Source organism: Staphylococcus sp. IVB6181 (assembly GCF_025561445.1).
GTDB classification, from domain to species: domain Bacteria; phylum Bacillota; class Bacilli; order Staphylococcales; family Staphylococcaceae; genus Staphylococcus; species Staphylococcus simulans_B.
Genome location: NZ_CP095096.1, coordinates 363,505 through 376,937, shown reverse-complemented (window position 1 = coordinate 376,937; position 13,433 = coordinate 363,505). Strand labels below are relative to the sequence as shown.

The following is a 13,433-nucleotide window of genomic DNA, read 5'->3' as shown; positions in this document are numbered from 1 at the left end:
CCTCTGCTTTGCCTGTATTCTCGCTTTATTTAAAATTATTATCCTTTAAACCAATTCACTGGTTCTGGTTGATAGTTCGTTAATACATGTTTTGAAACCAAGTACTCTTCTAAACCTTCTTTGCCAAGTTCACGGCCGATACCTGATTGTTTATAGCCGCCCCATGGTGCTTGTGCAAAGTAAGGATGGAAATCGTTAATCCAAACTGTTCCCATACGTAAACGGTTCGCAACACGTTGTGCTTTACCGATGTCTTGAGAGAACACTGCACCTGCTAAACCGTAGATAGAATCATTCGCAAGACGCACAGCATCTGCTTCATCTTCGAATCCTTCTACTGTCACAACTGGTCCGAATACTTCTTCTTGTACAATACGCATTGACGTATCGCAATTTGTAATCACTGTCGGTTCAAAGAAAAAACCGTCTTTCAAGTCTTCTCTTGTTGGACGTTTGCCCCCTGTCGCAATTGTTGCGCCGTCTTCTTTTGCAACATCCATGTAGCCTTCTACTTTAGCCAGATGTTCAGCTGAAATTAACGGGCCGACTTCTGTTGTGTCATCAAAGCCGTTGCCTAAACGGATTTTTTCAACACGTTCTACTAATGCTTTTTCGAATTTCTCTTTAATTGAATTTTGAACAATGATGCGTGAACCTGCTGAACAAACTTGTCCGGCATGGAAGTAACCGCCGTTTAGTGCTTGGTCTACTGCCAAATCAAAGTCTGCATCTTCGAATATCACATTAGGGTTCTTGCCGCCAAGTTCTAATGCAACATTCGTAACATGGTTCGCTGCTTGTTTCATAATGTGTTTACCAGTTTGAATTCCGCCGGTAAATGATACTAGGTCGACTTCAGGAGAACCTGATAATACGTCGCCAACAACTGATCCGGCACCTAATACTAAATTGATAACACCTTTAGGGAAACCGACTTCTTCCATTAATTCAAAGACACGAATTGTTGTTAGTGGTGTGATTTCGCTTGGCTTCATCACTAATGAACAACCTGTCGCAAGTGCCGGTGCGATTTTCCATGAAGCTTGCAATAACGGATAGTTCCAAGGTGTAATTTGTGTAACCACCCCAACTGGTTCTTTCACAATTTTACTTTCAGTTCCTGGAATCGGTGAATTGATGATTTCACCGCCGTCTTTATCTGCTAAACCTGCAAAGTACATGAAAACATTATGAATGTCATCCATATCTGCTAAGGATTCTTCGTAAGTTTTGCCTGTATCCAATGTTTCAAGTTTTGCTAATTCTTCTCTGTTTTCTTTAATTTTATCAGCGACTGCTCTGACTTTTTGTCCTTTGACTTCACTTGTTTCATTCGCATAGTCACCTTGATCGAAAGCACGTCTCGCAGCTTTCACTGCACGTTCTGCATCTTCTGGTGCGGCTTCTGAGACTTCAAAGATTACTTCTTGATTATAAGGATTGATTATTTCTCTTGTGGCTTTATTTGCACTGTCTACCCATTCACCATCAATAAATTGCTGGCGAGATAAACGTTCTACAAGTTCCATCATTTCGACCTCCGTTAACTTTGTTAAATTTTTATTTAACTAATTTTACAAAGTTTATGTTAGCATGGAATAAGAGAACATGTCAAACTATGAAATTATGTATAATTGCAAATGCAAACTAAGCATTGTGCGCAAATAGCAGTAACATGATAATTCAGCTGTCTACGTATCAATTATCAATATTGGACGAATCAGCGAATTAACTCTAAAATGAATATAAATGTAGTGGACGGAGGTTTAAGTTATGACAGGTTCAAATCAATATGAACACGCCATCGAAGAAGCTAAAGATTTAGTAATCAGCGCGATTGGCGAAACGATGGATTTATACGGCATTAATCGCAGTGTCGGCAACCTTTACGGGACTATGGTCTTTGAAGATAATATGACATTAGATCAAATGCGTGAGAAATTGCAGATGAGCAAGCCTAGTATGAGTACAGGGGTCAAAAGGCTTCAAGAATATGATTTAGTGAAGCAGCAGTTTACACGCGGCAGCCGCAAACAGCACTTTGTGGCAGAGAAAGATTTCTTTGTGTTCTTCAGACATTTCTTTGATGTAAAGTTCTCGCGAGAAATCAATGTCAATATGGCTTCGCTTGATGAAGCTGAAAAAATTATTCACGACGTATTAAATGCTGATGATGTTGATGAAGAGACAAGAGCTTATGCGCAACAGGTTTGCGACCAGCTTGAGCACTCTCGTATTTATTACGAATGGCTATCTCAAATCAACGAAGCAATTCGTACAGGTGAAATCTTTAAATATTTCCCAATTCCCGAGCCTAAAAATTTATCATAATGGTTCTGAGACAACTTGCAGAACATAAAACGGCCCGTACGCAAAAATCCAATGCGTACGGGCCGTTTTAATTATATGATGAATACTTCATCAGTCTATTCTTTACTGTTTGTCGATTGTGCCTCTTCTCGTTCTTCTGCGATTTGATTGATTTTCAGTAAGCGATGTTCTGCTTTTCTTAATCGTTCTGCCCTTAATTGCAGCTTAATCCGATCTCGCGACAAGGTGATGATAAAGGAAATCATCATAAAGACGAAGATTACTATCAGCGGCACACTGGCAAGTATAGATGCTGTTTTTAAGACATCCAGTGCACGCTGTCCGCCGACTAACATTAATGAGAATGGTAATAAACATAAAGCAAATGCCCAGAATAAGCGGTTTGCACGTAATGGCTCGCCGATCACTTTCTTTTGAGAAGCAGATGCTAAGATGTATGAACCTGAATCAAATGTTGTGGCTAAGAATAAGAAGGCTGAAATTAAGAACAGCACCACAATAATATTATGGAATGGCAGTTGATGCATGACTTCAATGATTGTCGCTTCAGTACCGTTAGCATTTAAGAATTGAATGACATCGAATTGATGTGTAATTTGCAAGTACACTGCATAGTTCCCGAAAATACCAAAGAATAATACGCAGCCTAAAGTACCATAAATGATTGTTCCTAAAACCACTTCTTTTAATGTGCGTCCTTTAGAAATACGAGCAATGAATAATCCGATAAACGGTGCATAAACTACCCACCATGACCAATAGAAAATTGTCCATTGCTGCGGGAAGTTGGTTTCCTTGCGACCGTCAATACCGCCGAAGGGTTCTAACCATGTTGCCATTTGGAAGAAGTTTTTCAACATATTCCCAAAGCCTGTTACTGTCGTTTCCATAATGAACACTGTCGGTCCGACAATAAAGACAAAGGCTAAGAGTAAGAATGACAACCATACGTTGACATCACTTAAGTATTGAATCCCTTTTTTCAGTCCTGTATAAGAACTGATCGCAAAAATTAATGTAATTGTTACTAAGATTGCTGAACGCAGCACCATATTTTGTCCATCAATACCAGTTAAGCGTTCAATTCCTGCAGAAATCATCGGAACACCTAGCCCTAATGATGTTGCGGCACCGCCAAGCAGACCGAAGATAAAGAGAATATCTACAATTTTACCCGGCAGCTTTTCTGTCTGTCCTTTTAAGATAGGACGGCATGCCTGACTGATTTTATAAACAGGCTTTTTCTTAACGAATACCAAGTAACCGATCGGCAATGCTGGTAAGACATAAATTGCCCACGCAATCGGGCCCCAGTGGAACATGCCGTACATTGTCGCATATTCTAACGCAGAATCTGTCATACCTTTTCCGCCATGCGGCGGTACTTGATAATAGAATGCCCATTCAATGACACCCCAATATAAAATATCTGAACCAATGCCGGCGCAAAACAGCATCGCAGCCCAAGTAAAGTTGCCGAACTCCGGTTTATCGCTGGCTCTCCCCAAAGTTACATTGCCGTATTTTCCGAAGGCAATATACAGCACGAACCCTAATACAACTAAACCTAGAGATAAGTAAACCGCACCTAATGAATCTGAAACTGCGGCGTTAATGTCTGTAATTACTTTTTGACTGGCTTTTGGAAAAGCCATCATTGGAACAACTGCTAAAAGCAAAATAAAGACCGTACCATAAAACGTCGTCCAGTCCATAATCTGGGACTTTTTAGCTTTGTTTTGTTTTTTAGCTTTTTGCACTAGTCTTGCACTCCCTATTTAATTTATTGAAGTTGATGCACTTGATCATTAACCACCATTTTTACAATCAATTCACTCAAACTTCTTTTCGAACGTTACATAAAGACAGTAACGAATTATTTATAAAAATGCAAATTCATGCAGATAAATATTTGGCTCAGAATGAATAAATATATATTTCACACAAGTGAGACATGCATCAATAGCGTCAATCATGCACTGTTAAGTTAAAATTTAACGAATCGAATGAACTTAATATACCAAAATAATGCATAAATATTCTTTTTAAAAAGTTCGATATTATTGAAGAACAGACCGAAATCCTCTCAAAAAGTACAACGTTTCTGTCTGATTCATTGAAAACAGACAAAAAATCCCCGACTCTCTAAAGAGCCGAGGAAAAAGTGCAGTGTATTGATGCTTTAATCAATATTAAATTTGTGAGTTGATCAGCTGTTTTGTTTTGCGAAAGCTTTACCGATTGCTTCTAATTTGTGCGGTGCATCATGCATACCCATTTTCACTTCCACAAAGTGCATCATATCTGGATAAGCATTAATCGCTTCAAATGCTTTTTTCAATTCTTCGCTTGTTGAAACATCATGGATTTTCACTTCATCTTTAGCACCGAATACTGCTGGCAGTGCTTTGTAATCCCACATAAAGATGTCGTTATAAGGTTCGTTTTCACCATGAATTTTACGTTCAACCGTATAACCATCGTTATTAATGACGAACAATACAGGTTTGATTTGTTCGCGAATCATTGTTGAAATACTTTGTACTGTTAATTGTAATGAACCATCACCGATGAGTAATAAGTTGCGGCGGTTTTGATCCGCAATTTGCGTACCTAATGTTGCCGGCAGTGTATAGCCGATTGAGCCCCATAATGGTTGGCCTACGAACATATTGTTTTTATATAATGCTAAGTCATAAGCACCAAAGAATGAAGTACCTTGTTCAGCTAAAATCACATCATCCGGCGCAATAAAGTCTTGCATCATCTTGAAGTAAGTTTCTTGTGTTAATGGTTCATTTGATAATGTGTAGTTGCCTTCTTCTGGACGTACATATTTTGGATAATCTGCTTTATTCACATAATCCATTTCTAATAAGCCGTCTAATAAACCAGGCAATGTTACATCACTAGCTTCTGTATCATTCATTTTGAAGTTGTGTTGATTTAACATCACTACATCATCGATATCGAATTTGTATGAGAAGCCTGCAGTTGCTGAATCGGTAATTTTCGCACCGATATTTAAGATTGCGTCACTGTTATCTACATAGTCTCTGATGTTTTCTTCTGCGATAGAGCCATCGTAAATACCCATGTAATAAGGATTTTCTTCGTTGAAAGCACCTTTGCCGAGTGACAATTGTGCAACTGGAATTTGTGTTTGGTTCACGAATTTTTCTAGTTTTTCATGCAGTTTGAAACTATTGATTTCATGTCCTGCAATAATCACAGGTTGTGATGCACTGTTTAATTTATCTTTGACCATATCAATATATTTTGAGACATCTTCTGATTGGCGTTTTGGTAATTCATATGCTGCTTCAACCTCGATTTCACTCATTGCCACATCAATCGGCAAGTGCAAGTGTACAGGTCGTTTTTCAGCTAATGCCGCATCGATTAAGCGCGGAATTTCTGTTTGTGCATTTTCAGGTGTAATGTAGCCTTGTGCTGTCGTAATTTCTTTGAACATTTTGCGATAGTTGTCGAACTCGCCTTCGCCAAGTGAATGGTGGACATATTTGCCCGCTTCTTCAACTGCACGTGTCGGTGCACCTGTAATTGCGATCACAGGTACACGTTCTGCATAAGGGCCTGCAACACCATTCACTGCAGATAATTCACCTACACCAAATGTTGTGACCATTGCACTTAAACCGTTCATACGTGCATAACCGTCAGCCGCATAACTTGCGTTTAATTCGTTTGTATTACCAATCCATTCAATATCTTTTCTGCTGATAATATCATCCAAGAATGCTAAGTTGAAATCGCCAGGAACGCCGAATACTTTATCTACTCCAGCGGCGCTCAAGCAGTCCATTAAATACTCCCCTACACGTTTATTCATCATTCATTCCACCTTTGTCTCTATTTCTAATACACTACTAGAATAACTTATTTACATTAATTCGGTCAATAAAGTTGACTTATATAAGTCGCAATTTTCAATCTAATACGTTGAAATATTACCAAATGGCCAAATAAAAAGCCTTGCGAAATCGCAAGACATTTAAATTATTCTATAAACTTGTATCGATGTTAAAAAACTTCTTTGCCGACCGCGCCGCCAAAGTCTATTGCTTTTTCATGATATAATCCGCCTTCTTGATAAAAGGTGCGGATTTTGCTTTTTAATGATGTATCCTTTTTAACGAAAGCAACCGCATATCATACAGATACTTCCCTTTATATCAACGTTATTCTTCTAAATCCCCTTTTAAATACTTTACTTCTTGGAAGCCGGGACGTTTGCTTGCGAGTTCTTCCATCATCGCATTCCAGTTATTACCGACTTTACTTTTGATACTTTGAAGTAAATCATTTTGGGCTTGATTGATTTCAGTAACTAAGTTATGACCTTTATCAGTCACAAAGAGTTCTTTGACTCTGCCGTCTGTTTGAGATTTCTTTTCGATGACTAAACCTTCATCTTTTAGTTTTTTAAGTGTTTGGTGGCTGCCTTGTTTAGAAATTTCCATGCTTTTAAGCAAATCTTTGATGGTAATCCCTGGTACTTTGTCGATGAAGAATAAGAAGCGATGATGCTGGCGGCTCATACCTTTCTTCTCTATGATCTCATCCGCAGTATGGATAAATGTTTTGTAGGCAAAATAAAACAGCAGGTGTTCGTAATCGTTATTATACGTGGACATTCTATACATTCCTTTACTTCATATTCTTCTCATTATGTATTTTCTGACAATTAACTTCATTATAGCAAGAGTTCAATCAGAGCTAAAGCACACCCGAATAACCCAATGATAATGATCGCCAATGCAAATTTGTTTTTGCGCCTGCTGTAAAAGAGTGTGCCGATCAACACTATCACGAGATCACTCAACAGATTGGAAAGTGCATTTTTGATAGTAATAAATTTGAACAAGTCTAATAACTGAATGGAGATGAGTACTACGGTGAGGACTGCCAAGCTGTTTAAAATTAATATTTTATGTTTTTTCATATGCATCACTTCCCATAGTATAATATTACTCATTATACCACAGAGTTTTAGGCATGTTGTTGTGAATTTTCATCTATTCTTTGTACAATGACATCAACACGAACTTAAAGGGAGATGCTAGGATGGTACGATTTAAGACGGTTCAAATTACTGATTTAACAGATGAAGATTTACAAGCAATGGGTGCTCAAGGACAACTCATAGATGTAAGGGAAGCAGACGAATACGAAGCAGGTCATATTGAAGATGCATTAAACTATCCGCTATCGAAATTGAATACAAAATTTCCGTTAGACCAAGGCAAAACTTATTATATTTACTGCCAAGCCGGCAAACGCAGCCAGCAAGCCAGCCAAATGTTAAGCGACAGCGGTTTTGAAGTCGTGAATCTAAACGGCGGTTACCAAGCATACAGCGAACAACAAGAAGCTAAACACACACCTGACAACACTAATACAAATGAGACAGATACGCCTCAACAAGCAGTATCTGAAGATACAAAGACTATACAGCCTGATCGCAAGCAAGTAAATTACAGCGGTTTGCAATGTCCTGGTCCGATTATGAATTTAAGCAGAGAAATCAAACAGCTGAACCCAGGTCAGCAAATCGAAGCGACAGTAACAGACCCTGGTTTTGCGAGTGATATTCAAAGCTGGGTCAAACAAACAGGCCATCATCTGATTAACTTAAACACTAACAATGAAAAAGTAACAGCTGTAATTGAAAAAGGAGAAAAGAAATCTAAAGACATGACTGTCCATGAATCAGACAACGGCACAACCATTGTGTTATTCAGCGGAGAACTAGATAAAGCATTAGCTGCACTGATTATTGCTAACGGTGCACGTGCTGCAGGCAGAGATGTCTCTATCTTCTTCACTTTCTGGGGATTAAATGCTTTAAAACGCACAGACGCACCTAAAGTGAAGAAACAAGGCTTAGAAAAACTCTTTGATATGATGCTGCCGAAAGGTCCAGAAAGCATGCCTTTATCTAAAATGAATATGTTCGGACTCGGCCGCTTCATGATGAAATTACTCATGAAACAAAAGAATGTAGATTCTCTGCCGTCACTCATCGATAAAGCCATCGAAAATGATATTAAACTAATCGCATGTACAATGAGTATGGATGTAATGGGCATCAAACGTGAAGAATTGCGTCCTGAAGTTCAAATCGGCGGTGTCGGTACGTACATCGGGGATACAGAACAAGCCAAACATAATCTGTTTATTTAAGACAAATCATTAAAATATACTGCTCTGCACTATATCAGTCTCTGTTCTGAAAAAGGACGGAGGCTTTTCTTATCACTTGGCAGACACTGAACTAATGTGCTAAGATTTATATCGAACATTTGTTCGTATTTTTCTTTGAAAACGTGTTCGTAAAATGCTAAAATAAGTTTATGAGTAAAGGTCGCCTTACTTTATTGTGAGTACCTCACGTGCCTTGAATTGGTAATGAAAGTGAGGTGATGTGGATGGAGATTATTATCCATGAGCTCACAATTAATTTCTCCTCAATTGTTCAAATTGCAGTGTTAACAACGGCTATCAAGTTCCTTATCAGCAAAAAGAACAACAAAAAAGACTAGCTATGCGGCAACATAACTAGTCTCCTATAAGGTTCGTTTGGTAATCACAATCGTGCGTTGTGAGCCTTTACTCTAGCCTTCAGTCCTACATGACTGGGGGCTATTTTATTACAACTAAATCTTACCAAATTTTATGATCGATTTCAATTAGATTGCGGTTTATCTGAAACACGGTTGCTAACAATGGTGTTTAGTGTTCTTCTAAAAATGCATTTACTTTTGATAATTCCGGCAAGCTTCCTATCGCACCATAATGCATTGTCGTCAATGCACCGACTGCATTAGCAAACTTGATGAAATCATGTGCTGATTCCGCTAACTCTTCACGGCTGTTTCCAAGCAATTGGTATAATATCGCACCGATAAAAGCATCGCCTGCACCAGTTGTGTCTTTGACCTCAATATTAAAACCTGGATGTTCAGCTGCTTTTCCTGCATTGGTATATAAGGATGCGCCGTCTTTGCCTTGTGTCACAATCACAATTTCCACATTACCTTCAAATAAAGATTGTACGGCTGCTTCTTGATCAGTTATACCGGTAATAAATTCAAGTTCATCATCCGCAATTTTTAAAACATGGGCTTTCGGTATAAAGGCACGAACAGTATGTTTCAATTCTTCTTTTGAATCCCAAAGCGGGAAACGTAAATTCGGATCAAATACTATTGTACCTTGGTCTTCTATCATTTTCTCTATAATCGCTTCATGCGTTGTCTTCATTGCACTCGGTACAAGGTCAACAGAACAGAAATGCAAGATGTCTGTTTTATCGAAATGGATATCTTGTACTTGTTCTGCTTTTAGAAGCATATCCGCTGAAGGCTTACGGTAAAAGGCAAAATCACGTTCTCCTGTTTGAGTTAAACTCACAAAAGCTAAAGCAGTATTCGCTTGGCTGGTTTGAAGGATATAACGTGTATCGACGCCTACTTCAGTTAAGGTATCGATAATCTTTTCGCCGAAAGCATCCTCTCCTACTTGTGTAATGAGCGAAGCATGTCGTCCTAATTTAGCAACACAGCTTGCGACATTCGCAGGTGCTCCGCCGACTTGCGGTCCAAATTGCGTCACTTCTTTTAATTTGGCATCTCTTTCTTTAGGAATAAAATCAATCAAGGCTTCTCCTATGGCATAAAGTTGATGCATGGTATCCCTCCTTCATACTTATTCTATATATTATCAGATGCAATCAAGCGCAGCGGTCCATTAAAGGAAAGCTTCGCGATATATGCGATCAATGTATCTACATCTACTCTCTGTTCATCTTGAACCCAATGTTTGAATAGCGCAAGCAATCCGAAAAAGACAAAATCACCGTCTAGCCATTCAATGCAATCGAGTAGGAGAGTAATCATTAATTGAATACTCGTCCTCTCACACCACCGTGCGTACGGTTCCGTACACGGCGGTTCAATATCTTGCGTAAGCAGACTCTGCGAGTCGGGCTAGTGGTACTAGACCCCACTTGTAGAGTCTATTTGTTGTAAGCGCATGATGAACCTCATGCGTTTTGGAAAGCCTCCAATACTTCTTTCTTGAGTTCGCAATACGCATGGCACCATTGTGGTCTAATCCGTATTTTCGAAGCATTTTGTATTTTGTTTTGACCTTCTTCCATCGCTTTAAAATAAGTTGTCTGATTCGATGGTTCAACCACTCTTGCATTTCGCGGATAAATCCTTTAACAAAACCTCTGCCAAAATAGTTTATCCAACCTCTAGTAATCGCGTTGATTCCTGTTATAATGTTCAGTAAATGTGCCAGGTCTATTTCTTCTTGTGACCCACTTTAATTTGGCTTTTAAATTTCTTTTTGCTTCCATAGTGGGTCTGAAACGACAAGTGCCATTTATTTTCGTTATCAGACAACTCAAGAACTTTAAACGTGTGGGAGAGCCTACCTTACTTTTATCTTTATTCACTGTTAATTTCAGGTCCTTTTCGATAAAGTTTGTGATACTCTCCATAACACGTTGTCCGGCACGTTTTGATTTAACAAAGATGACGAAGTCATCTGCGTATCTCACAAAACGATGTCCGCGCTTCTCTAATTCTTTATCCAGCTCATGCAAATAGATATTACACAACAAGGGAGATATAACCCCACCTTGAGGGGCGTCTGTCTTTCTTTCTGCGTATTCGCCAGACAGGTCTGCAGACCCGCTTTGTAAACTTTTGCGGATAAATTTAGAGATAGCTTTATCTTGTATAAAGCGTTCAAACAAGTACATCAATTTGTCATGGTTCAACGTGTCAAAACATTGTTTTAAGTCACAGTCTACGACTGTGTGATAACCCTCCTCATAGTATTGGATACATTGTTTTAATGCAGTACCTGTACTATGATTTGGTCTAAACCCATGACTATGTTTCGAAAACTGGCGATTTATCATCGGTTCGATAACTTGTTTGATTGCTTGTTGGATAACTCTATCCCTTGCGACGGGAATTCCAAGAATTCTCTTTTTGCCATTCGGTTTTGGAATGGCTACTTTCTTAACTGCTTGCGGTTTATACGTACCGTTAAGCAGTTTTCCTTTTATCTGTGGATAGAATTCTCTGAAGTGAGCATGTAACTCTTTAACCTTCATCCCATCGATTCCAGGAGAGCCATTATTTTTAACAACTTTCTTGATTGCTTTCTCTATGTTGTTCTTTCTTACAACAAGTTCCATCAGTGATGGAGTCTCACGATACATTTCTTTCATATCAACTAAGATTTACTGTACACATCTGCTTATCTTTTTCGTTCCACTACTTATCTTCCACAGACTGCCAATTTGCATTGTTTTCGGTACTTCGTAAATCTATAACCTCCATTCTTTACTTTGTATTTAATATTGTTCAGTCCTTCGGTACATTTTCCCTACTATGACTTCTGCTGACTTCTCATAATTCGTTGTTACTACGATTCGAAGAATCGCTTATGAGACCTCCTCGGGTAAGATTAACCACTTTCCACTCATGTCATTGCATCATTTACTCATACGAATTCGGGCAGTATCGGACTTTGTTTTGTTAAGCAAACTCATCCGTTCGCATAAGCCTTGATATGATGTTTCTATTCGTCAATGCGAGTGTTTGCGTCCGACTTCCTTCAGATTCCACCTCGCGATCGACACCCTTGTCTTTCGCTAACAGTTCCTACTGCCAAGCCTGTAATGGACTTTCACCATCAAGTTGCTAATCATGCCGAGCGCACTTAAAAATATCCGCTTTCAAGCATGTACTTGAAGGCGGATATTCTTATTATATGGCTTACTTTTTCTTCTTACTGCCTTTTTTCTTGTTATCTTTTTTCTTTTTGTCCTTTTTCTTATCTTCTTTCTTGTTGTCTTTTTTATCTTTCTTTTTGTTTTTATCTTTGCTGTCTTTGTCTTTTTTCTTCTTGTTCTTGCTGTCTGATTTCTTATCTTCTTTTTTGTCTTTCTTTTTCTTATCTGATTTCTCTTTTGTTTCTTCTTTTGGTGCTTCTTGTGCCTCTTCTTTTTGTTCAGCTGTGTCTGCTTGTGTGTTTTCTTTTTTCGCTTCATCTGTCGTCACAATATTGCCTGCTTCATCTGCAGTAATTGTTTCAATCTCTTTGACTGGTTCAGGCTCTTCTTCATCAAGATACTGACCGATTTCAAACACTTGCAAGTAAACTGCGACTTTGAAGTCGCTGTAATGGCCTACATAGAGTGTACGGATGTCGCCTTTTCTGATTTGAAGTTCTGTGTGTTCAGTTAAGATAGGTTCAAAGACTTCGTTTTGAAGCGGTGCGTCTACAATTTCTTCAATCGAATGATCGCGTTCGTGCGCATGATTTTGAATACTCTTATAAACTAAATCTGCAGCTTTTAATTCTGGATATTGTTTTAAGAATGCAGCTTTAGTTTCCGGTAATTCAAAGTTTTTATCAGCTTGTACATCAACATAAACTGCCGCGTAATGCAGCTTTGCTTTTTCAGCTACAGTATATGTCCATGATTTCGGCGGATTGACTAATTTATTAAGGTTATCTTTTAAATCCCGTTGAATCTGTTGAACAGCCGGCGATACTTGTGCATTAGTATTCGGTTCGAAATCATGCGCAAAGACTGATTTTAATTTAATAATGTCTGTCAGTTCATTTTGATCTAAGACAGCTAAATCTAATCTTGCGATTTCTCTTGCGACTGTTTCTGTTTTTGCGTTACGCAAAGTTTGAATCGCTAATAAATCTTTCAAAGCATTATCACTGCGCGTTGTTAAAGTTAAATACGCCATATCGTCACTGTAATTTTTAAAGTTGCTTTCTAGTTTAGATAAGCGCTTTGTTAAAAAATCTGCTACATTTACTTTCATAACTATTCCCCCATTTGGTTAGTTCTCGCATTTCATTAGTAACTTATACCCTATCACTCACCAAATAAAATTAAGATTTTATTTAATTTGACTCTAATTGCGATAGAACTATAAGACCCCTTATCCATAAGCATAGCACGTGTACCTTGCTTGTTTACTAATTATTTTAAATAAAAGGCAAAAATAAAAAGCGGTACATTATGTACACAC

9 protein-coding genes and 1 pseudogene are annotated in these 13,433 nt (G+C 38.4%); 2 read left to right on the top strand and 8 right to left on the bottom strand.

The features are described from left to right. Window positions 1-38: 38 nt before the first annotated feature. The gene (gene betB / locus MUA90_RS01635) at window positions 39-1,529 is read right to left on the bottom strand and encodes a betaine-aldehyde dehydrogenase (protein ID WP_262588784.1); all 1,491 of its coding nucleotides are present in this window, start codon (window positions 1,527-1,529) and stop codon (window positions 39-41) included. Between the two features lie 244 nt (window positions 1,530-1,773). Between betB and cudC the strand changes: the two genes are divergently transcribed. Further along, window positions 1,774-2,331: a choline uptake/conversion transcriptional regulator CudC gene (gene cudC, locus MUA90_RS01630; RefSeq protein WP_262587917.1), complete on the top strand. Its 558-nt coding sequence runs from the start codon at window positions 1,774-1,776 to the stop codon at window positions 2,329-2,331. 95 nt (window positions 2,332-2,426) lie between these two features. Here the strand turns inward: cudC and MUA90_RS01625 are convergent, their stop codons facing one another. The 3 genes from MUA90_RS01625 to MUA90_RS01615 all read right to left on the bottom strand — a co-directional run bounded on the left by MUA90_RS01625 (window position 2,427) and on the right by MUA90_RS01615 (window position 6,989). Continuing rightward, window positions 2,427-4,046 (bottom strand): BCCT family transporter, encoded by a 1,620-nt coding sequence (locus MUA90_RS01625; RefSeq protein ID WP_262588783.1) that lies wholly within the window; start codon window positions 4,044-4,046, stop codon window positions 2,427-2,429. Between the two features lie 494 nt (window positions 4,047-4,540). Continuing rightward, complete coding sequence (locus MUA90_RS01620; protein WP_262588782.1) at window positions 4,541-6,184, bottom strand: alpha-keto acid decarboxylase family protein; 1,644 nt, start codon at window positions 6,182-6,184, stop codon at window positions 4,541-4,543. 349 nt (window positions 6,185-6,533) lie between these two features. Beyond that, window positions 6,534-6,989: a MarR family winged helix-turn-helix transcriptional regulator gene (locus MUA90_RS01615; protein WP_262588781.1), complete on the bottom strand. Its 456-nt coding sequence runs from the start codon at window positions 6,987-6,989 to the stop codon at window positions 6,534-6,536. A 430-nt stretch (window positions 6,990-7,419) separates the two neighbouring features. On the opposite strand from MUA90_RS01615, the gene MUA90_RS01610 reads away from it, so the two are divergent. Beyond that, window positions 7,420-8,538: a DsrE/DsrF/DrsH-like family protein gene (locus MUA90_RS01610; protein WP_262587916.1), complete on the top strand. Its 1,119-nt coding sequence runs from the start codon at window positions 7,420-7,422 to the stop codon at window positions 8,536-8,538. Between the two features lie 549 nt (window positions 8,539-9,087). Here MUA90_RS01610 and MUA90_RS01605 read toward each other — a convergent pair. From MUA90_RS01605 to MUA90_RS01585, 4 genes and pseudogenes are all read right to left on the bottom strand, one after another. Further along, a complete protein-coding gene (locus tag MUA90_RS01605) occupies window positions 9,088-10,044 on the bottom strand; it encodes a carbohydrate kinase family protein (RefSeq protein WP_262587915.1) in 957 nt (318 codons plus the stop codon). 23 nt (window positions 10,045-10,067) lie between these two features. After that, window positions 10,068-10,253 (bottom strand): hypothetical protein, encoded by a 186-nt coding sequence (locus MUA90_RS01600; protein ID WP_262587913.1) that lies wholly within the window; start codon window positions 10,251-10,253, stop codon window positions 10,068-10,070. Between the two features lie 55 nt (window positions 10,254-10,308). Next, a pseudogene (gene ltrA / locus MUA90_RS01590) lies at window positions 10,309-11,596 on the bottom strand (group II intron reverse transcriptase/maturase). A gap of 559 nt (window positions 11,597-12,155) precedes the next feature. After that, window positions 12,156-13,223, bottom strand: coding sequence for a hypothetical protein (locus MUA90_RS01585; protein WP_262587911.1), 1,068 nt, complete (start codon window positions 13,221-13,223; stop codon window positions 12,156-12,158). Between the last annotated feature and the right edge of the window lie 210 nt (window positions 13,224-13,433).

What these genes read in the sequence shown, in the direction of transcription:
- betB (WP_262588784.1), bottom strand. Translation starts at nt 1,529, where the DNA reads ATGGAACTTGTAGAACGTTTATCTCGCCAGCAATTTATTGATGGTGAA.
- cudC (WP_262587917.1), top strand. Translation starts at nt 1,774, where the DNA reads ATGACAGGTTCAAATCAATATGAACACGCCATCGAAGAAGCTAAAGAT.
- MUA90_RS01625 (WP_262588783.1), bottom strand. Translation starts at nt 4,046, where the DNA reads ATGGACTGGACGACGTTTTATGGTACGGTCTTTATTTTGCTTTTAGCA.
- MUA90_RS01620 (WP_262588782.1), bottom strand. Translation starts at nt 6,184, where the DNA reads ATGAATAAACGTGTAGGGGAGTATTTAATGGACTGCTTGAGCGCCGCT.
- MUA90_RS01615 (WP_262588781.1), bottom strand. Translation starts at nt 6,989, where the DNA reads ATGTCCACGTATAATAACGATTACGAACACCTGCTGTTTTATTTTGCC.
- MUA90_RS01610 (WP_262587916.1), top strand. Translation starts at nt 7,420, where the DNA reads ATGGTACGATTTAAGACGGTTCAAATTACTGATTTAACAGATGAAGAT.
- MUA90_RS01605 (WP_262587915.1), bottom strand. Translation starts at nt 10,044, where the DNA reads ATGCATCAACTTTATGCCATAGGAGAAGCCTTGATTGATTTTATTCCT.
- MUA90_RS01600 (WP_262587913.1), bottom strand. Translation starts at nt 10,253, where the DNA reads ATGATTACTCTCCTACTCGATTGCATTGAATGGCTAGACGGTGATTTT.
- MUA90_RS01585 (WP_262587911.1), bottom strand. Translation starts at nt 13,223, where the DNA reads ATGAAAGTAAATGTAGCAGATTTTTTAACAAAGCGCTTATCTAAACTA.